Origin of the sequence: Thermomonospora sp. CIF 1 (assembly GCF_001896795.1) — a bacterium.
In the GTDB taxonomy this organism is placed as follows: Bacteria; Actinomycetota; Actinomycetes; order Streptosporangiales; family Streptosporangiaceae; genus Thermomonospora; species Thermomonospora curvata.
The window spans coordinates 33990-52008 of the sequence record NZ_MOYN02000017.1 but is presented as its reverse complement, the minus strand read 5'-3'; the positions used below and the strand labels follow the sequence as shown (position 1 = coordinate 52008).

At 69.7% G+C, this 18019-nt stretch carries 16 protein-coding genes; 5 read left to right on the top strand and 11 right to left on the bottom strand.

Features of this window, described 5'->3' with window-relative positions:
• Positions 1 to 10: 10 nt before the first annotated feature.
• From aspS (BUE48_RS10540) to BUE48_RS10530, 3 genes are all read right to left on the bottom strand, one after another.
• Positions 11 to 1768, bottom strand: coding sequence for an aspartate--tRNA ligase (gene aspS / locus BUE48_RS10540; protein WP_012852478.1), 1758 nt, complete (start codon positions 1766 to 1768; stop codon positions 11 to 13).
• A 181-nt stretch (positions 1769 to 1949) separates the two neighbouring features.
• Positions 1950 to 2282, bottom strand: a complete 333-nt coding sequence (locus BUE48_RS10535; RefSeq protein WP_012852477.1) for a DUF397 domain-containing protein — start codon at positions 2280 to 2282, stop codon at positions 1950 to 1952.
• Positions 2279 to 3133: a helix-turn-helix domain-containing protein gene (locus BUE48_RS10530; protein ID WP_012852476.1), complete on the bottom strand. Its 855-nt coding sequence runs from the start codon at positions 3131 to 3133 to the stop codon at positions 2279 to 2281. Before BUE48_RS10530 ends, BUE48_RS10535 begins: the two co-directional genes overlap by 4 nt.
• 161 nt (positions 3134 to 3294) lie before the next feature.
• Here BUE48_RS10530 and BUE48_RS10525 point away from each other — a divergent pair, with 161 nt between their 5' ends.
• A complete protein-coding gene (locus BUE48_RS10525; RefSeq protein ID WP_012852475.1) occupies positions 3295 to 3495 on the top strand; it encodes a hypothetical protein in 201 nt (66 codons plus the stop codon).
• Between the two features lie 71 nt (positions 3496 to 3566).
• On the opposite strand, the gene aspS (BUE48_RS10520) is transcribed toward BUE48_RS10525, so the two are convergent.
• Positions 3567 to 4952 carry an aspartate--tRNA(Asn) ligase gene (gene aspS, locus BUE48_RS10520; RefSeq protein WP_206664192.1) on the bottom strand — a complete coding sequence of 462 codons (1386 nt, stop codon included), beginning with the start codon at positions 4950 to 4952 and terminating at the stop codon, positions 3567 to 3569.
• Positions 4953 to 5047: 95 nt separating this feature from the next.
• On the opposite strand from aspS (BUE48_RS10520), the gene BUE48_RS10515 reads away from it, so the two are divergent.
• Together BUE48_RS10515 and BUE48_RS10510 are read left to right on the top strand one after the other, a co-directional pair.
• Positions 5048 to 5320 carry a hypothetical protein gene (locus BUE48_RS10515; protein WP_012852473.1) on the top strand — a complete coding sequence of 91 codons (273 nt, stop codon included), beginning with the start codon at positions 5048 to 5050 and terminating at the stop codon, positions 5318 to 5320.
• 74 nt (positions 5321 to 5394) lie between these two features.
• The gene (locus BUE48_RS10510; protein WP_012852472.1) at positions 5395 to 6138 is read left to right on the top strand and encodes a HesA/MoeB/ThiF family protein; all 744 of its coding nucleotides are present in this window, start codon (positions 5395 to 5397) and stop codon (positions 6136 to 6138) included.
• A gap of 16 nt (positions 6139 to 6154) precedes the next feature.
• Here the strand turns inward: BUE48_RS10510 and hisS are convergent, their stop codons facing one another.
• Complete coding sequence (gene hisS, locus BUE48_RS10505; protein ID WP_012852471.1) at positions 6155 to 7420, bottom strand: histidine--tRNA ligase; 1266 nt, start codon at positions 7418 to 7420, stop codon at positions 6155 to 6157.
• Positions 7421 to 7429: 9 nt separating this feature from the next.
• Positions 7430 to 8125: an MBL fold metallo-hydrolase gene (locus BUE48_RS10500; protein ID WP_012852470.1), complete on the bottom strand. Its 696-nt coding sequence runs from the start codon at positions 8123 to 8125 to the stop codon at positions 7430 to 7432.
• A gap of 248 nt (positions 8126 to 8373) precedes the next feature.
• Between BUE48_RS10500 and BUE48_RS10495 the strand changes: the two genes are divergently transcribed.
• Both BUE48_RS10495 and BUE48_RS10490 read left to right on the top strand, forming a co-directional pair.
• Complete coding sequence (locus tag BUE48_RS10495) at positions 8374 to 9171, top strand: peptidylprolyl isomerase (RefSeq protein WP_012852469.1); 798 nt, start codon at positions 8374 to 8376, stop codon at positions 9169 to 9171.
• A 70-nt stretch (positions 9172 to 9241) separates the two neighbouring features.
• Positions 9242 to 10483 carry a DUF349 domain-containing protein gene (locus BUE48_RS10490; RefSeq protein ID WP_041439513.1) on the top strand — a complete coding sequence of 414 codons (1242 nt, stop codon included), beginning with the start codon at positions 9242 to 9244 and terminating at the stop codon, positions 10481 to 10483.
• A gap of 244 nt (positions 10484 to 10727) precedes the next feature.
• Here the strand turns inward: BUE48_RS10490 and BUE48_RS10485 are convergent, their stop codons facing one another.
• The 5 genes from BUE48_RS10485 to secD form a co-directional block, all read right to left on the bottom strand.
• On the bottom strand, positions 10728 to 11957 hold the full coding sequence (locus BUE48_RS10485; RefSeq protein ID WP_286989727.1) for a glycosyltransferase 87 family protein: 1230 nt from the start codon (positions 11955 to 11957) through the stop codon (positions 10728 to 10730).
• Positions 11954 to 14134 (bottom strand): RelA/SpoT family protein, encoded by a 2181-nt coding sequence (locus tag BUE48_RS10480; RefSeq protein WP_041439511.1) that lies wholly within the window; start codon positions 14132 to 14134, stop codon positions 11954 to 11956. Before BUE48_RS10480 ends, BUE48_RS10485 begins: the two co-directional genes overlap by 4 nt.
• Positions 14135 to 14522: 388 nt before the next feature.
• Entirely contained in the window at positions 14523 to 15050 is a 528-nt protein-coding gene (locus BUE48_RS10475; protein ID WP_012852465.1) for an adenine phosphoribosyltransferase, read from the bottom strand.
• Positions 15051 to 15054: 4 nt separating this feature from the next.
• Positions 15055 to 16227: a protein translocase subunit SecF gene (secF, locus tag BUE48_RS10470; protein WP_012852464.1), complete on the bottom strand. Its 1173-nt coding sequence runs from the start codon at positions 16225 to 16227 to the stop codon at positions 15055 to 15057.
• On the bottom strand, positions 16227 to 17981 hold the full coding sequence (gene secD / locus BUE48_RS10465) for a protein translocase subunit SecD (RefSeq protein WP_012852463.1): 1755 nt from the start codon (positions 17979 to 17981) through the stop codon (positions 16227 to 16229). The genes secF and secD overlap by 1 nt, the downstream gene beginning before the upstream one ends.
• Between the last annotated feature and the right edge of the window lie 38 nt (positions 17982 to 18019).

Below are 18019 nucleotides of genomic sequence, written 5' to 3'. Positions count from 1 at the left end.
CGTCGCATGATCAGGACGTCGCGGCCTGCTCGGGCCGCACGTCGACCCCGGCCTCCTTGCGCTGCTGCTCGGTGATGCCGGTGGGCGCCCCGGTCAGCGGGTCGTAGCCGGAGGCGGCCTTGGGGAAGGCGATCACATCGCGGATGGACTCGCCGCCGGCCAGCAGCATGACGGTGCGGTCCCAGCCGAAGGCGATGCCGCCGTGCGGAGGCGGGCCGTACTTGAACGCCTCCAGCAGGAAGCCGAACTTGGCCTCGGCCTCCTCCTTGTTCAACCCCAGCACGTCGAAGACCCGCTGCTGCATCTCGGCGCGGTGGATACGGATGGAGCCGCCGCCGATCTCCATGCCGTTGCAGACCAGGTCGTAGGCGTCGGCCAGCGCGGTCTCCGGCTGCTCGTGGAAGGTGGCGGCGTACTCGGGCTTGGGCGCGGTGAACGGGTGGTGCACCGACGTCCAGCCGGTCTGGGCGCCGGAGTCGTCGCATTCGGGCTCGAAGATCGGCGGGTCCACGATCCACACGAACGACCAGGCCGACTCGTCGATCAGGCCGCAGCGGCGGCCGATCTCCAGCCGGGCGGCGCCCAGCAGCTCCCGGGAGGCGTGCGGCTGGCCGGCGGCGAAGAAGATCGCATCGCCCGGCTTCGCGCCGGCCGCCTTCGCCAGCCCGGCCCGCTCGGCGTCGGAGATGTTCTTGGCGACCGGCCCGGTCAGCGTCCCGTCGGGCTGGACGAGCACGTACGCCAGGCCGCGGGCACCGCGCGAGCGGGCCCACTCCTGCCAGGCGTCCAGCTCCTTGCGGGTCTGGGAGGCGCCGCCGGGCATCACCACCGCGCCCACGTAGGGGGCCTGGAAGACCCGGAAGGGGGTGGCGGAGAAGTAGGCGGTCATGTCGACCAGCTCGTTGCCGAACCGCAGGTCGGGCTTGTCGGAGCCGTAGCGGGCCATCGCGTCGGCGTAGGCCAGGCGCGGGATCGGCCGGGGCACCTCGTAGCCGACGATCTCCTTCCACAGCCGCGCCACCAGCTCCTCGCCGATGGCCATGACGTCCTCGGCCTCGACGAAGGACATCTCGATGTCGATCTGGGTGAACTCCGGCTGGCGGTCGGCGCGGAAGTCCTCATCCCGGTAGCAGCGGGCGATCTGGTAGTAGCGCTCCAGCCCGGAGACCATCAGCAGCTGCTTGAACAGCTGCGGGGACTGCGGCAGCGCGTACCAGTGGCCCGGCTGCAGCCGCACCGGCACCAGGAAGTCGCGGGCGCCCTCGGGGGTGGAGCGGGTCAGCGTCGGGGTCTCGACGTTGACGAACCCGTGCTCGCGCATCACCTCGTTCACCAGGTAGGCGGCCTGGGAGCGGATGCGCAGGGCGCGGGCGACGCGCTCGCGGCGGATGTCGAGGTAGCGGTACTTGAGCCGGACCTCTTCGTTGACGTTGACGTCCCCTTCGATGGGGAACGGCAGCGGCGCGGCCTCCGACAGCACCTCGATGTCGGTGGCGGCCACCTCGATCTCCCCGGTGGGCAGGTCGGGGTTCTCGTTGCCGGCCGGCCGCACCCGCACCTCGCCGGTGATCTTGACGCAGTACTCGGCGCGCAGGTCGTGCGCGGTGTCTTCTTCGCGGAAGACCACCTGGACGACGCCGGAGGCGTCGCGCAGGTCGATGAAGGTGACCCCGCCGTGGTCGCGGCGGCGGGCCACCCAGCCGGCGAGCACCACGCGTTCCCCGGCGTGCTCCTTGCGCAGCACGCCGGCGCCGTGCGTACGGATCATCTCGTGAGCGTCCTGATCAGCTTGACGACCTTGCGTCGGAAGGAGTTTCCGTCGCAAAGGTGTATGCCCATCGAAGCGGGTGGTATGGGTGTTCAGGCCACGCGCTCGCCGGGGCGAGGGTGTGTCGAAGGGGGCAGGCTCATGACTCGGGCCTTCATGCCGCGCAGGCCCTCAACGCGGATCATCCCCCGGTTTGCAGAGGCACCGGTCGTTCTTGGTGAGCACTCACCCGGCGCGGCCTGTCGTACGCGCCCCTTCTGATGTCGCCGAGAAGCCCCGCCCAGCCGTCGGGGGAGACGAACAGCTTGGCTCCCTCGGGGTTCTTGGAATCGCGCACCGCGACCGCCGGTCCCGCGCCGGCGTTCTCCACACCGGCACCGCCCATGTCGCTGCCGTGGCGGCTCTTGCGCCATACGGCGGCAACCTCCACGCACTCACCGCCCATCTCGTTGCTGCGTGTGCTCTTGCGCCATCGAGCGCTGGTAAGCGTGCCGCGTTCGCCTCGAATGCTCATGAGTCCTTCACCAGTCGGCGGATGGCCGTCACGGACGCCTCGGGGGACAGGGCCACTGCTTTGAGGCGGTCCAGCGTCAGCCTGGTCATCCGGATCTGAGCCGGCTCTTCCAAGTACATACTGCCGCCCACGCTGATGTCGACATGCACGACGGGTTGGTCTGTGCTCGCGAACTCCAGCATCGAGAAGCCGTTGCCCATGCTCGGGTAGGCGCCGACCTCGGTCGGTACAAGCTGAATCGTGACGTTGGGCATCGCCGCGCACTCCACCAGATGGCGGAGTTGAGCGTTCATGGTCTCCTCACCGCCGATGGGCCGAACGAGCGCCCTCTCATCCAAGATCGCCCAGAGCTTCGGAGGGTCGGCCTCCCGTTTGAGGATCTCCTGGCGCGCCATGCGCACCGACACCAGCCGATCGATCTCTGACTCGACATAGCCGATCGGGGCGGTACGGAACATGGCACGGGCGTAATCCGGGGTCTGCAGCAGACCTGGCACGAAGCTCGGGGAGAAGACGTGGATCACCGAAGCGGCCGACTCCAGGTCGATGTAGACGGTGAAGCCCTTCGGCAACACCTTGGTGAAGGGCTGCCACCAGCCACGTTGCCTGGACTTGCGAGCGGTTTCCTTCAAGGTCTCCCTCAGGTCCACATCCTCAACGCCGAGGTGATCGCACAACTGTTCGACCTCTGCGGCAGTGATGGTCGTCTGGCCGGTCTCAAGGCGACTCATCTTGGTCGTGGACCAGCCCATGAGCTCGGCCAGCTCGGCGTTGCGCAGCCCCGCCGCCTCACGCAGCTTGCGGAGCTGGATGCCGAGCTGGCGCTTACGGGCGGTGGGACTGTCAGGCATGGCTATGCCCCCAATATCCATTGGTTTTGCGAACGCACTTGCGCGCGGGATTGCTGGAGTACATGCTGACAGTGTGCCCTATGTCACGGTACGTGGCTGCGGAATCAAACCGATCGCGCCGCGCCGCCGTGGCGATCGCCCCACGCAGATAGTGAGGAACGATGACGATCACGCAGGAGAGTAGCGCCGCCATGGCCGATCAGGCCCAGGCGGTGATCGAGGCGGCCAAGAAGACCGTGGACGACCTCGACATGGAGACCGTGTGCGACATGAGCGAGGTCGAGATGGCCGCTGTGATCGGCCGACTCACGGCGACGCTCAGCATGCTCATCGCCGCAGTCGGGCAGCCGTCCACCTCATGAAACGCCGGAGCCCTGAGACCTGAGTCACTCCCTTCGAACCGCTCCTGTCTCAGGGCTCCGCTGCATGAGTGTCACGGAGTGAGGCGGTTGGGACCGCGGAACAAGAACGTCGCTTCGCGGATCGAGTCAAGGTTCAGCATGGCCACCAGCAGCCGGCCGAGCCCCATCCCGAGCCCGCCGTGCGGAGGGGTACCGAATCGGAAGATGTTCATGTAGTCCTGCATCGGCGCGGTGTCCAGGCCTTTTTCGGCCGCCTGCTTGCACAGCACGTCGTAGCGATGCTCACGCTGCGCGCCGGTGGTGACCTCCAGGCCCTTCCAGAGCAGGTCGAAGCTGAGGGTGAGATCCGGCCGATCCTTGGGACGCATGTGGTAGAAAGGCCGGATGCTGGCCGGGTAATGCGTGATGAACACGAACTCATGGCCGGTCTGCTCGGCGATATGAGCCGAGATCGCCCGCTCGCCCTCGGGGTCAAGATCCTCTTTCTCGCCTGCGGGGTCCCACCCCCTGGCACGGAGGATCTCCTGAGCCTCGGCCATCGTAAGGCGCGGGAAAGGCACAGTGGGGACCTTAAGGTCGACCCCGTAATGTTCTCGGATCGCCTCTCCGTGGACGTCGGCGACCTTCGCGATGGCGTGCGCCAGCATGCGCTCCTCGAAGGCCATCACATCCTCGACGTCGTCTATCCACGCCATCTCGACGTCCACGCCGGTGAACTCGGTGGCGTGGCGGGAGGTGAAGGAGGGCTCGGCACGGAAGACCGGGCCGATCTCGAAGACGCGCTCGATGCCCGCCGCGACCGCCATCTGCTTGTAGAACTGGGGTGACTGCGCCAGATAGGCGTCGCCGCCGAAGTAGCCGAGCTTGAAGACCTCGGCGCCCGACTCCGAGGCCGTGCCCATGAGCTTGGGCGTGTGCATCTCGGTGAAGCCCTCGGCGTAGGCATACTCCCGCAGGCCCGCCTCGAAGGTCGTCTGCACGTCGAACAGCAGACGTGAGCTCGGCCGGAGACGGATGTCGAGGAAGCGCCAGTCCAGCCTGTGCTCCATCCCCGACTTCTCGTCAATGGGGAGCGATGCCTCCGCCTTGCCGACGACCTCGACCCGCTCCGGCACGATCTCCAGTCCGCCGAGCTTGACGATGGGGTTGTCCACGACCCTGCCGGTGATGACCACGGCGGACTCAGTGGTCAGCGCCTCGATGGCCTGCTCAAGCTCATCCCCCTCGCCGCCCCGTTTGTGAGTGATCTGCACCATGCCCGTGGGATCGCGGAGGATCACGAACTGCATTTTGCGCTGCAACCGCAGTGCGTTGACCCAACCGCACACCGTGACGGTCTGGTCAAGGTGGTCACGCAGATCGCGTACCAGCGTCCTGGGCATCGTGGCGAACTCTTCTCCGCAGTCGAAGGTGATCGGAACGCCAACACGGTAGTGGCTTACCAGAGCTCTTGCCATCCGGTAACGGTGATGACACCGTGCGGCACCTTGGCCGGGACGAGCACCCCGCCGTAGCGTCAGCCATCATAGCCACCGAGCGAAGGCGAGGATCTATGACGCTCTGTGTCCACCTCCTCGGCTACCCGGAAGCCGTCCTGGCAACCGACACCATCACCCTCGACGCTCCCCCGGACGCGACCGCCGACTATGTGGTACGCCAGGTGGCGACGCTCGCCCCCGGACTCGACGAAGCGCTCCTGCACGAAGACGGCAGTCCCCGGCAGACCACCAAAGTCATGGTCCACGGCGTTCCCGTCGCCCACCGGACACCGATCGGCAGGGAACCCACGGTGACGGTACTGGCCTCCTTGCCTTGCGACGGTTGAACCGCCTGCCCGGAACGACCGCGGCGGCACGCACCGGAGATCGCGTGCCGCCGCGTACCGACGGAGGGAGCCCGGTGGATTTCGCTGACACCCGGTACAACCGTCAGGAGCTGATGCCCCAGATCGGCCCGGAGGGGCAGAAGAAGCTCGCCGAAGCGCACGTCGTGTCGATCGGTGCGGGCGGCGTCAAGTCTTCCCTGCTCTACTACCTGGTGGCAGCCGGAGTGGGCCGGATTCGCATCATCGACTTCGACCGCGTCGAGTTGAGCAATCTCAACCGGCAGATTCTCTACACTCGCGCCGACATCGGCAGGAACAAAGCGCTTGCCGCCGCCGACCGGCTGCGACGACTCAACGACGAGATCGACATCGAGGCGGTGGATTCCCGTGTCGATGAGGGGAACATCGCAGAGCTGACCGGTGGCTTCGATGTGATCGTGGAAGGCGGCGACTCCCTCGCGGCCCGGCTGCTCGTCAACGATCACTGTCTGCGGTCACGAACCCCCATGGTCCACGCCAGCGCCCAGTACAACTACGGTTATGTCCTGACATTGCCGCCCGGCCGGACCGCATGTTTTCAGTGCGCTTTCCCCGATCTTCCCCGAGGTCACGGTGGGAGCGTCCCCGTCCTGGGGGTCGCCACGGGCATAGCCGGATGCCTGGGTGCAGCCGAGGTGATCAAAATCATCACAGGGGCAGGGCGACCGATCGTGAACGGCTACCTCACCTGCAGCGCGTTCCAGGGGGCCTTCCAATTCGTCCCCGCCGCACGACGGCCCGGCTGCGCCGCCTGTGGCGAAGCGGCGCAGCCGGACTGATGCCGCGTATCCGGGGTCACCGCCCGATTCTCTCCAGCAACGTTGCCGTGAGGTCGGTGAGCGGGACGGCGATCTGCTCGCCGGTGGCCAGGTCCTTGACTTGGGCGGACCCGGCGGTGATATCTCGCTCGCCGATGATCACGGCGTAGGCGGCTCCGGAACGGTCGGCGCTCTTCATCGCGCTTTTCAGGCTCTTGCCGGCGGGGGCCATGTCGGCGGCGATCCCGGCGCGGCGCAGCTCGGCCACCAGCGTGAAGACCTTGTGCTCGGCGGTCTCCCCCAGCGGCACCCCGAACACCTGGCAGCGGGACGGCACCGGCAGCTGCACACCCTCGGCCTCCAGCGCCAGCAGGGTGCGGTCCAACCCCAGGCCGAAGCCGATGCCCGGCAGCGGCGGGCCGCCGATGTCCTCCGACAGCCCGTCGTAGCGTCCGCCCCCGCCGATGCCGGACTGGGCGCCCAGCAGCGGGTGCTCGAACTCATAGGTGGTGCGGGTGTAGTAGTCCAGGCCGCGCACCAGGCGGGGCTCGTCGGTCCAGGCGATGCCCACGTCGGCCAGCAGCGAGCGGACCTTGTCGTGGTGGGCCTTGCAGGCCGCGCACAGGTGGTCGGCCATCAGCGGCGCGTCGGTGAGCTGGGCCTTGACCTCCGGGCGCTTGTCGTCCAGCACCCGCAGCGGGTTGATCTCCACGCGGGCGCGGGTGGCCTCGTCCAGGTCCAGCCCGCGCAGGAACTCCTGCAGCCGGGTGCGGTAGGCGGGCCGGCACTCGCGGCAGCCCAGGGAGTTCAACAGCAGCCGCACCTGCCGCAGCCCCAGGCCCTGGTACCAGTTCCAGGCGATGGCGATGGTCTCGGCGTCGATCTGGGGGTCCTGGCTGCCGATGGCCTCCAGGTCGAGCTGGTAGAACTGCCGGTAGCGGCCCTTTTGCGGGCGCTCGGCGCGGAAGGCCGGGCCGGTGGTCCACACCTTGACCGGCAGGCCCTGCTTGTGCAGGCCGTATTCCAGGACGGCGCGCAGCACCCCGGCGGTGAACTCCGGGCGCAGCGTGATGGACCGGCCGCCGCGGTCTTCGAAGGTGTACATCTCCTTGGTGACCACGTCGGTGGACTCGCCCACGCCGCGCTTGAACAGCTGGGTGTCCTCGAAGACGGCCAGCTCCACATAGCCGTAGCCGGCCAGGCGCGCCTGCTCGGCGAACGCCTGCCGGACCGCCAGCAGCGCCTCGGCCTGCGGCGGCACGTATTCACTGACCCCCTTGGGGGCCTGGAAGCTCGAACTCATGATCGGTACTCAAAATCCCTTGCTGGGCCCGTCCGCGGGCGCCAGGTCCGCCAGGAACGGGTTGGTGGCGCGTTCGCGGCCGATGGTGGTCTGCGGGCCGTGGCCGGGCAGCACGATGGTCTCGTCGGCCAGCGGCAGGCACACCCGCGCCAGGCTCTGCAGGATCTGCTCATAGGAGCCGCCCGGCAGGTCGGTGCGCCCGATGGAGCCGGCGAACAGCAGGTCCCCGGTGAACAGCACCTCGGGCATGTCCCCGGTTTCCGGGGTGCGGAACGTCACCGACCCGGGCGTGTGCCCCGGCGCGTGGTTGACGGTGAAACGCAGCCCGGCCAGCTCCAGCACCATCCCATCGGACAGTTCGCGCACATCGTCGGGCTCGCTGAGCTTCAGTCCCCCGAACAGCTGCTGCCCGGGCCCCAGCGACAGGCCCTTGGCCGGGTCGGTGAGCAGATCGCGGTCGGCGGGATGGATGTAGGCCGGTATGTCCTTGGCGCCGCACACCGGGGCCACCGACCAGATGTGGTCCAGGTGGCCGTGGGTGGCGATCACCGCCACCGGCTTGAGCCGGTGCTCGCGGATGACCTCCTCGATCCCGGCCTCGGCGTCCTGGCCAGGGTCGATGATCACGCATTCCTCCCCGGCGGCCGGCGCCACGAGGTAGCAGTTCGCGGCGAACGATCCAGCGGGGAACCCGGCGACGAGCACGGTCGTCCTCTCCTGCAGACTCGGGTTTGATCCGCTAGGGGAACTCAAAGCGGCGCTTCGAGCGTACCGGCGAGGCCGCCGCCATCGCGAACGCGATACCCGGCCGTCGTGTCGGCATGGCGGGCAGAGCGGTGCACATGCACCGGACGACCGGTGCTCCCGTATGCCGGTACCATGCGCAGCACGTTTCCGATCTACTTTCCGACCTACTCCTTGATCTACAGCGGGGCACCGCGAGGAGGGCACGCGTGGCGGGGAAGGACCGCAAAAAGCAACTGGCCAGGCAGCGCTATGAACGCCAGCAGGCGCGTCGGGCGGCCGAGGCCAGGCGGGCACGCCGGCTGCAGATCATCGGTGCGATCGCGGCCGTCGCGGTGATCGCCGGCGGCACCGCCGGGATCGTCAAGCTGGCCGGCGGGGACGATGACGCCGCGGCCAACGCCGACGCCGCGCCGAGCACGCCGCCCCCGGAGGACGGCACCCCCAAGCAGGAGATCACGCTGCAGAAGGTCGCCGTCGAGACCGCGGCGGGCGGCGGCAGCGCCCGGTGCAAGTACCCCGACTCCGAAACCGACGAGGACCCGCCCAAGAACCTGGGCAAGCCGCCGGCCGTGGCCGCCTACTCGGGCAAGGTGAAGGCGACCATCAAGACCAACCTGGGGGACATCGGGCTGGAGCTGGACGCCGACAAGGCGCCGTGCGCCACCAACTCCTTCGCCTTCCTGGCCGGCAAGAAGTTCTTCGACAAGACCAAGTGCCACCGGCTGACCACCAGCGACTCCCTGAAGGTGCTGCAGTGCGGCGACCCGACCGGCACCGGCCTGGGCGGCCCCGGCTACAGTTTCGCCGACGAGAACACCAAGGGTGCCAAGTACACCAAGGGCGTGCTCGCCATGGCCAACAGCGGCCCCGACACCAACGGCAGCCAGTTCTTCATCGTCTACGACGACTCCGAACTGCCCCCCAGCTATACGATCTTCGGGAAGATCACCTCGGGGATGGAGGTCGTCGAGAAGGTGGCCAAGGCCGGAGTGGCAGCGGAATAGCACCCCATACGGCTATGGTTTGGAAGGTCCGGTCATAAGGTAAGAAAGACCGGACCATGATGGGAGGCAGATGGTGTCCAGCGCCACCGATCCCTACGGTCGTGTTGACGAGGACGGCACGGTCTATGTGAAGACGGCCGACGGCGAGCGGGTCGTCGGGTCGTGGCAGGCCGGTGCCCCGGAGGAGGCCCTGGCCTACTTCCGGCGCAAGTACGAGGCGCTGGTCACCGAGGTCGAGCTGCTGGAGCAGCGGGTCCGCACCACCGACCTGTCGCCGGCCCAGGCCGAGCAGTCCATCGCCCGGCTGCGCGAGTCGGTCACCAACGCCCACGCCGTCGGCGACCTGGACGCGCTGGCGCGCCGCTTGGACATGCTCAGCGAGCTGGTGGCCAAGCGGCGCGAGGAGCTGCGGGCGGCGCGCGAGCACGCCCGCAACGAGGCCCGCGCCATCAAGGAGCGCATCGTCGCCGAGGCCGAGCGGATCGCCGCCGAGGAGACCCACTGGAAGAACGGCGGGGAGCGGCTGCGCCAGCTGGTGGAGGAGTGGAAGGCCGCCGACCGCATCGACCGGCCGACCGAGGCGGCGCTGTGGAAGCGGCTGTCGGCGGCCCGCAACGCCTTCACCAAGCGCCGCAAGGCGTACTTCGCCTCCCTGGAGGACCAGCGCGAGCAGGCCCGCAAGGAAAAGGAGCGGCTGGTCGCCGAGGCCGAGGCGATGGTCGACTCCACCGACTGGAGCGAGACGGCCGCGGCCTACCGCGAGCTGATGCGCCGCTGGAAGGCGGTCGGGCGGGCCGGCCGGGAGGCCGAAGAGGAGCTGTGGGCGCGTTTCAAGGCCGCCCAGGACACCTTCTTCGCCGCCCGGGCCGCCGCCTACGCCGAGCGCGACCACGAGCTGCGCGGCAACGCCGAGATCAAGGAGCAGCTGCTGGTGGAGGCCGAGCGGCTGCTGCCGGTGCGCGACGTCCGCCAGGCCCGTCAGGCGCTGCGTTCCATCCAGGAGCGCTGGGATGCGGCCGGTCCGGTGCCGCGGGACATGCGGGACCGGCTGGAGAACCGGCTGCGCAAGGTCGAGGAGGCGGTCCGCGCGGCCGAGGAGGCCGAGTGGCAGCGCACCAACCCCGAGGCCCGCGCCCGCGCCGAGGCCACCGTCGCCCAGTTGCGCTCCTCCATCGAGCAGCTGGAAAAGCAGCTGGCCCAGGCCCGCGAGGCCGGACGCGACAAGGAGGCCAAGGACGCCGAGGAGGCGCTGACCGCCCGCCGCGCCTGGCTGGAGGAGGCCGAGCGCACCCTGGCCGAGTTCACGCGCTGAGCACGACCGCACTCGGGCGGGCCCGGCGTGGGGAGGACGCCGGGCCCGTTCGTTTGCGGCCCATGTCCGCAATCGGCCGGGCGGTCGCCGCTCGTCCCTAAGGGCCGCGCTACTTCTCTCCTGAGTGCGGAAACGGGTTCAATGAACCTCCTGCGGGAGAGCAGATCCCGTCGCCGGGCCGGACGAGTCGATCAAGCCGGCCAGTTCACAGGCCACCTGCGGGGAAAACCGCCCCAAGGCGGTTTCAGCGGGCCGTCGTTTCCGCGTGCTCGGGGGAAGCAGCCGGTGCGCTCGGGGCCGGCTCGGTGACGGGGCCGGTGCGCAGGCGGGCGACGGCGATGACCGTGGCGGCCAGGACCAGGAGGTTGCGGACGGCCAGCGTCCAGGTCTCCACGGGCCGGGCGGCCATCAGGTCGGGCCAGGCGATCGGGTAGAGGTACTGGCTGAGAGCGGTGGCCGCCAGGATCAGCCAGACGGCGGGCCGCTGCCGGGTACCGCCGTGGGCCAGGCAGACGGCGCCCAGCCCCAGCAGCCACAACATGTACTGGGGGGACAGCACCCGGCTGGTGGCCACGGCCGCCAGGACGGCGGCGAAGGCCACATCGCACGCCCAGGCGGCGTTCCAGGCGCGGCGGGTGCCGCGCCAGGCCAGGGCGGCGACGATGAGCAGCGCCACGGCCGTCACCGGCGGCAGCAGCGCGGCGGTGCGCTCGATGCCGGGACCGACCAGCTCCATGGACCCGTACTGGTAGACGATCGCACCGTCCCAGGAGGCCAGGCGGGCGAGCATGAACGGGGTGGCCGCCAGGGCCTCGCACTCCAGGCCCCGGGAGGCCTGGGCGTCCAGGAAACTCCAGGGCGCCCTTCCCTGGAGCAGGGCGAAGACCGCCGGCACCGCGGCGCAGACGGCCGCGAAGACCGCTGCGGCCTGCACTCCGCCGCGGGTGCGGGGCAGCGCCGCAAGCAGCAGCACCGGCCAGGCCTTCAGCATGGCGCCGACGGCGGCCAGCGCCCCGAAGATCCGGTGGCGGGCGGTCATCAGCAGCGCCGCCACGGCCGTGACCGTGACGATCAGGTCATAGCGCACATAGCTCATCGGGCCCAGCAGCACCGGCCCGGCCACCCACACCCAGGCCCCGGCCGGTGACCCGCCGCTGCGCCGGCGGGTCAGCAGCCACATGATCAGCAGGTCGGCGCCCAGCGCGACCAGCGCGAACGCGGTGGTGTAGGAGGTGGCCAGCCACGTGCTCAGCCACCGCGGCAGCAGCATCACGGGGGCGGCCAGCGGCGGGTACTGCCAGCGCACATCGTCTTCGGGGAACGCGCCCGCGGCCAGGATCCGGCTCCACTCGGCGTAGATGGCGGGGTCGCCGAGGATCTCCGTGCGCCGGGGATAGGGCAGGCGGTCGAGGATGATCAGCAGGCCGGCCAGGCGGGTGAGCAGCCAGCAGGCCCACGGGGCGGCCGTCCTCACCGGCCGCCGCCGCTGGTCACCCGGTAGACGTCATAGACACCGTCGACGGACCGGACGGCCTTGAGCACGTGCCCCAGGTGCTTGGGGTCGCCCATCTCGAAGGTGAAGCGGCTGACCGCCACCCGGTCGCGGGTGGTGGTGACCGAGGCCGACAGGATGTTGACGTGCTGATCCGACAGCACGCGGGTGACGTCCGACAGCAGGCGGGGCCTGTCCAGCGCCTCCATCTGGATGGAGACCAGGAACACCGAGTCCTCGCTCGGCGACCACTTGACGTCGATCAGCCGGTCGGGCTGGTTGCGCAGATTGGCGACGTTGCCGCAGTCGGTGCGGTGCACCGACACCCCGTGGCCGCGGGTGACGAACCCGACGATCTCATCGCCGGGCACCGGGGTGCAGCAGCGCGACAGCCGCACCCACACGTCCGGGTCGCCGCCGGCCACCACCACGCCCGGGTCGCCGGCCGGGCGGCTGCGGCGCCTGCGGCGGGTCGGCACGGCGACCTCGGCCATGTCCTCCTCGGCGCTCTCCACGCCGCCGAGGGCCTCCACCAGCCGTTGCACCACCGCCTGGGCGGAGACGTGCCCCTCCCCCACCGCGGCGTACAGCGCCGACACGTCCGGGTAGCGCATGTCGCGGGCCAGCGCCAGCAGCGCCTCGCCGGACATCATGCGCTGCAGCGGCATGTTCTGCTTGCGCATGGCGCGGGCGATGGACTCCTTGCCCGCTTCGATGGCGGTGTCGCGGCGCTCCTTGGTGAACCAGTGCTTGATCTTGTTGCGGGCGCGGGCGCTCTTGACGAAGTTCAGCCAGTCGCGGCTGGGACCGGCGTCCGGGGACTTGGAGGTGAACACCTCCACCAGGTCGCCGTTGTCGAGGGTGGACTCCAGCGGCACCAGCCGCCCGTTGACCCGGGCGCCGATGCAGCGGTGGCCGACCTCGGTGTGGATGGCGTAGGCGAAGTCCACGGGGGTGGCGCCCTGCGGCAGGGCGATCACATCGCCCTTGGGGGTGAAGACGAACACCTCCGACACCGACAGGTCGAAGCGCAGTCCCTCCAGGAACTCGGCCGGGTCGGCGGTCTCCTTCTGCCAGTCCAGCAGCTGCTTGAGCCACTGCATGTCGGCGGCCTTGCGCCCGCCGACCGTCTCCTCCTTGTACTTCCAGTGCGCGGCCACCCCGTACTCGGCCCGCCGGTGCATGCCCCAGGTGCGGATCTGCAGCTCCACCGGCTTGCCCTCGGGGCCGATCACGGTGGTGTGCAGCGACTGGTACATGTTGAACTTGGGCATCGCGATGTAGTCCTTGAACCGGCCGGGGACCGGGTTCCATCGCGCGTGAATGGTGCCCAAGGTGGCATAGCAGTCCCGGACGGTGTCCACCAGCACCCGGATGCCCACCAGGTCGTAGATCTCATCGAAGCCCACATTGCGGGCGATCATCTTCTGGTAGATCGAGTAGTAGTGCTTGGGCCGTCCGGTGACCGTGGCCTTGATCTTGGCCTCGCGCAGGTCGGCGGAGACCTTGTCGATCACCTCGGTCAGGTAGACGTCCCGGCGGGGGGCGCGTTCGGACACCAGGCGGGCGATCTCATCGAACCGCTTGGGGTAGAGGGTGGCGAACGCCAGGTCCTCCAGTTCCCATTTGAGGGTGTTCATGCCCAGCCGGTGCGCCAGCGGAGCGAAGACCTCCAGCGTCTCGCGGGCCTTCTTCTCCTGTTTGTGCCGGGGCATGTAGCGCAGGGTGCGCATGTTGTGCAGCCGGTCGGCGAGCTTGATCACCAGCACCCGGATGTCGCGGGCCATGGCCACGACCATCTTGCGGACGGTCTCGGCCTCGGCGGCGTCGCCGTATTTGACCTTGTCCAGCTTGGTGACCCCGTCGACCAGCGAGGCGATCTCCTCGCCGAACTCCTCGCGCAGCTCCTCGAGGGTGTACTCGGTGTCCTCGATGGTGTCGTGGAGCAGCGCCGCGCACAGCGTCTCGGTGTTCATGCCGAGCTCGGCGAGGATGGTGGTGACCGCCAGCGGGTGGGTGATGTAGGGGTCACCGCTTTTGCGCTTTTGGTCGCGGTGGTAGTAGGCGGCCACCTCGTAGGCCCGTTCGATGAGCCGGATGTCGGCCTTGGGATGGGTGTTGCGAACGGTCCTGATCAGTGGTTCGAGCACCGGGTTCATGGTGGTCCCCCGTTGCGCGCCCAGCCTGGCGAGGCGGCGCCGGACGCGGGCGGCCGACGGTGGGGCGGCGGACGGTGCAACCTGCTGGGGCGCCGCGGCTGAGGAGGGCGCGGCCGGTGGGCGCCCGGAGCGGTCCGGGGCCTCCTGCGGGCGCGCAGGATCGGACTTCGCGGTGGGCTCCGCCGGTCCGCCGCCGTGCGGGGCCTTGGCTACCGCGTCGGTCGAGACCACCTCACCTGGCACTCAGCCTCCTCGTCAACGCGGATCGCGCCCTGCCCGGGCTGCCCGCTCGGACCTTCCCGGCGGCCTGTCCGGTGCCGCCGCCGGTCCCGGGGACGGAACCGCCACTTTCCCCTTTGCGGTCAGTCTAACCGCCGGTTTTCCGGCACTAGACCGTAACCAGGGAGTGGACGTCCAGATTCCCCAGCCGCTCCCTTCCCCGCAGGAAGGACAGTTCGATGAGCACCGACAGCCCGACGACCTCGCCGCCGCCGCGCCGCACCAGCTCGGCCGCGGCCTGCGCGGTGCCCCCGGTGGCGAGCACGTCATCGACGATCAGCACGCGCTCGCCGGGACGCAGCGCGTCGGTGTGCATCTCGATCGTCTCGGTGCCGTACTCCAGATCATAGGTCTGCTCGTGGGTGCGCGCGGGCAGCTTTCCCTTCTTGCGGACGGGGACGAAGCCCGCACCGAAGTGGTAGGCCACCGGGGCGGCCAGGATGAAGCCGCGCGCCTCGATGCCGACGATCTTGTCGACGTTGCCGCGGCCGTGGTGGGCGACGATCGCGTCCACGACCCCGGCGAACGTCACATGGTCGGCCAGCAGCGGGGTGATGTCCTTGAACACCACGCCGGGCTTGGGATAGCCCGGGATGTCCCGGATCCGCTCGGTGATCAGCTTGCTGAGATCGATCATCGCCTCATCTTCCCCTGCGCCGCTGCCTGCGGGTGCCGCGTCTGGGCTGGCGGCGCGGTCCGGTCTGCACCACCTTGACCTTACGGACCGGCTCCTGCGGCGCCGCGGCCGGGTCGCCGGCGGCCGCCGGGTCCGTCTCGCCGCCCGTGCCGCCGCCTCCCACCGCGGCGGTGACGGGGGCCTTGGTCTTCTTGTCGGCCTGCCGCTTGGCGCTGCTCTCCCGGGCCTGCAGCCGCTGCCGCAGCTGCCGGTAGCGCGGCTCGCGTTCTTTGAGCTGGACCAGCAGCGGGGTCGCCACGCACAGCGAGGAGTAGGTCCCGACCACGATGCCCACGAACAGCGACAGCGACAGGTCCTTCAGCGCGCCGGCGCCCAGCAGGAACGTGCCGACGAACAGGATCGAGGCCACCGGCAGGATCGCCACCAGGGAGGTGTTCAGCGAGCGCACCAGGGTGCGGCTGAGGGCCTCGTCGGCGGCCTGGGTGTAGGTCTTCAGCTTGCCGGGGGCGCCCAGGTCGCGGGTGACCTCCTTGATCATGTCGAAGACCACGACCGCGTCATAGAGCGAGTAGCCCAAGATGGTCAAAAAGCCCAGCAGCGTGGCCGGGGTGACCTCGAAGCCGGACCAGGCGTAGACGCCCGCGGTGATCACCAGGTCGTGCACCAGCGCCACGACGGCGGCCAGCGCCATCCGCCACTCGAAGGCCACCGACAGGTAGCCCAGGATCAGCAGCAGGAAGATCAGTACCGCCTGCCAGGCCTTCTCGGTGATCTCATCGCCCCAGGTGGAGCCGACGATCTGGGAGCTGACCCGGTCGGCGGGCAGGCCGAACTCCTCGGCCAGGGCCTGCTGCACCTTGGCGGCCTCGGCGGTGTTCAGCGACTCGGTGGTCACCCGCCAGCCGCTGGTGGCGGTCTCCTGCACGATCACCTGGTGGGCCCCGGCCTCGGCGACCGTGGCGCGCACCTGCTCGATGGACGCCTGCGGCGCTTTGAAGGTGAACACCGAGCCGCCGGTGAACTCCACGCCGAAGGTCAGGCCCCGTACGAGGAGCCCGGCGATGGAGAACGCCAGCAGCAGCGCCGACAGCGAGTACCACAGTTTGGGGCGGCCGACGATGTCCGCGCTGACCTCGCCCTTGTAGATCCGTGACAGCACGGCGCGGATGGCAGGCATCAGGACTCCTCGGCCAGGGAGGGAGCGGGCCGGCTCTTGCGCAGCCGGTCGGGGTCCAGACCCGACCAGCGGTGGCCCCGGGCGAAGAAGCGGCGGCGGGCCAGCAAGGTCACCATCGGCTTGGTGAAGAAGAACACCACCACGACGTCGATCAGCGTGGTCAGCCCGATCGCGAACGCAAAGCCCTTCACACCGCCGACCGCCAGCACATACAGCACGGCGGCGCCGATGAACATCACCGCGTCGGCGACCAGGATGGTGCGCCGGGCCCGCACCCAGGCGCTCTCCACCGCAGAGCGCAGCGGGCGTCCTTCGCGCAGCTCGTCGCGCAGCCGCTCGAAGTAGACGATGAAGGAGTCGGCGGCGATGCCGATGGAGACGATCAGCCCGATGACGTGCGCCAGCGACAGGCGGAAGCCCAGGGTGCCCTCATATCCCAGCAGCACCACCGCCAGGTAGGTGATGGCCGCCGCGACCGCCAGGCTGGCCACCGACACCAGCCCCAGGCCCCGGTAGTACAGCAGCGAGTAGGCCACCACCAGCGCCAGGCCGAGCGCACCGGCCTGCATGCCCTTCTCCAGCTGGTCGGAGCCCAGCGTGGAGGAGACCGTCTCGGCCTGGCCCCGTTCGAACTTCAGCGGCAGCGCCCCGTACTTGAGCTTGTTGGCCAGGTCGATGGCGTAGGTCTGGGTGAAGGTCTCGGCCGGGCCGTCGATGCTGGCGGTGCCGCCGGTGATGGGCTCGTTGATCTGGGGGGCCGAGACCACCCGCCCGTCCAGGACGATGGCGATCTGCCGGCGCGGGCTGCTCACCGAGGCGCGGTAGGCCTCCTCGGTCAGCTCGGCGAACTGCCGGGCGCCCTGGGACTTGAACTTCAGCTGGACCGACCAGGTGGACCGGCCCTCCTGCATGTTGGGCGGTACGGCCTCGGCCTCGTCGATCTGCCGGCCCTCCACGCGTACCGGGCCGAGGATGTACTTGGCCGAGCCGTCCTCCCCGCAGGCGGCCACCCACTGCTTGGCCGGGTCGTCGGCGCCGGGCGCCTTCTTGTCCTGGGCGGTGCAGTCCAGCCGCTCGAACTGGGTGATGACGGCCTTGTCCCCGATGCCCGCGTAGTCGAGCTGCCCGTCCTGCCGGCGGATCAACTGGTCGAGCTGCTCTTGCAGGTCGGTGGGGAGGGACGCCGACGGTGTGGGGGTGGCCGAGGGGGACGGCTGAGCGGAAGGGTCGGTCAGCGCCCGGGACAGCGCCCGCGGCCGGGCGGTGGCCTGGGGCGCGGGCGTCGCGGAGGGCGACGGGCCCGGGCTCTGGCCGGCCTTGTCCTCCTTGCCGCTGGGCGAGGGGGACGGACCGGCCCCCGTCAGCGGGCCGGGGCCGGCGGACACCAGGACCTGGCGGAACTGCAGCTGGGCGGTGGTGCCGATGAGGTCGACCACTCTCCGCTGGTCGCCGGTGCCCGGCACTTGCACCACGATGTGGTCGGCGCCCTGCCGGCTGACCTCGGCCTCGGAGACGCCCAGGCCGTTGACCCGATTACGGATGATCTTGACGGCCTGCTGCATCTGCGCATCCGGCGGGCTGCCGCCGCCTTCGGTCTCGGCGGTGAGCGTGACGCTGGTGCCGCCCGCCAGATCGAGGGCGAGCCTGGGGGTGGTCTGTCCGTGCAGGAACATCACCCCGGTCAGCCCGGCCAGGACGGCAAAGAGCGCAAGGAGCGTCCGGCCGGGCCGCGAGGGGGTACGCGGCGCTGCCAATGTGGGGGTTCTCTTCCGCTTCCAGCTCGGTCAGGCAG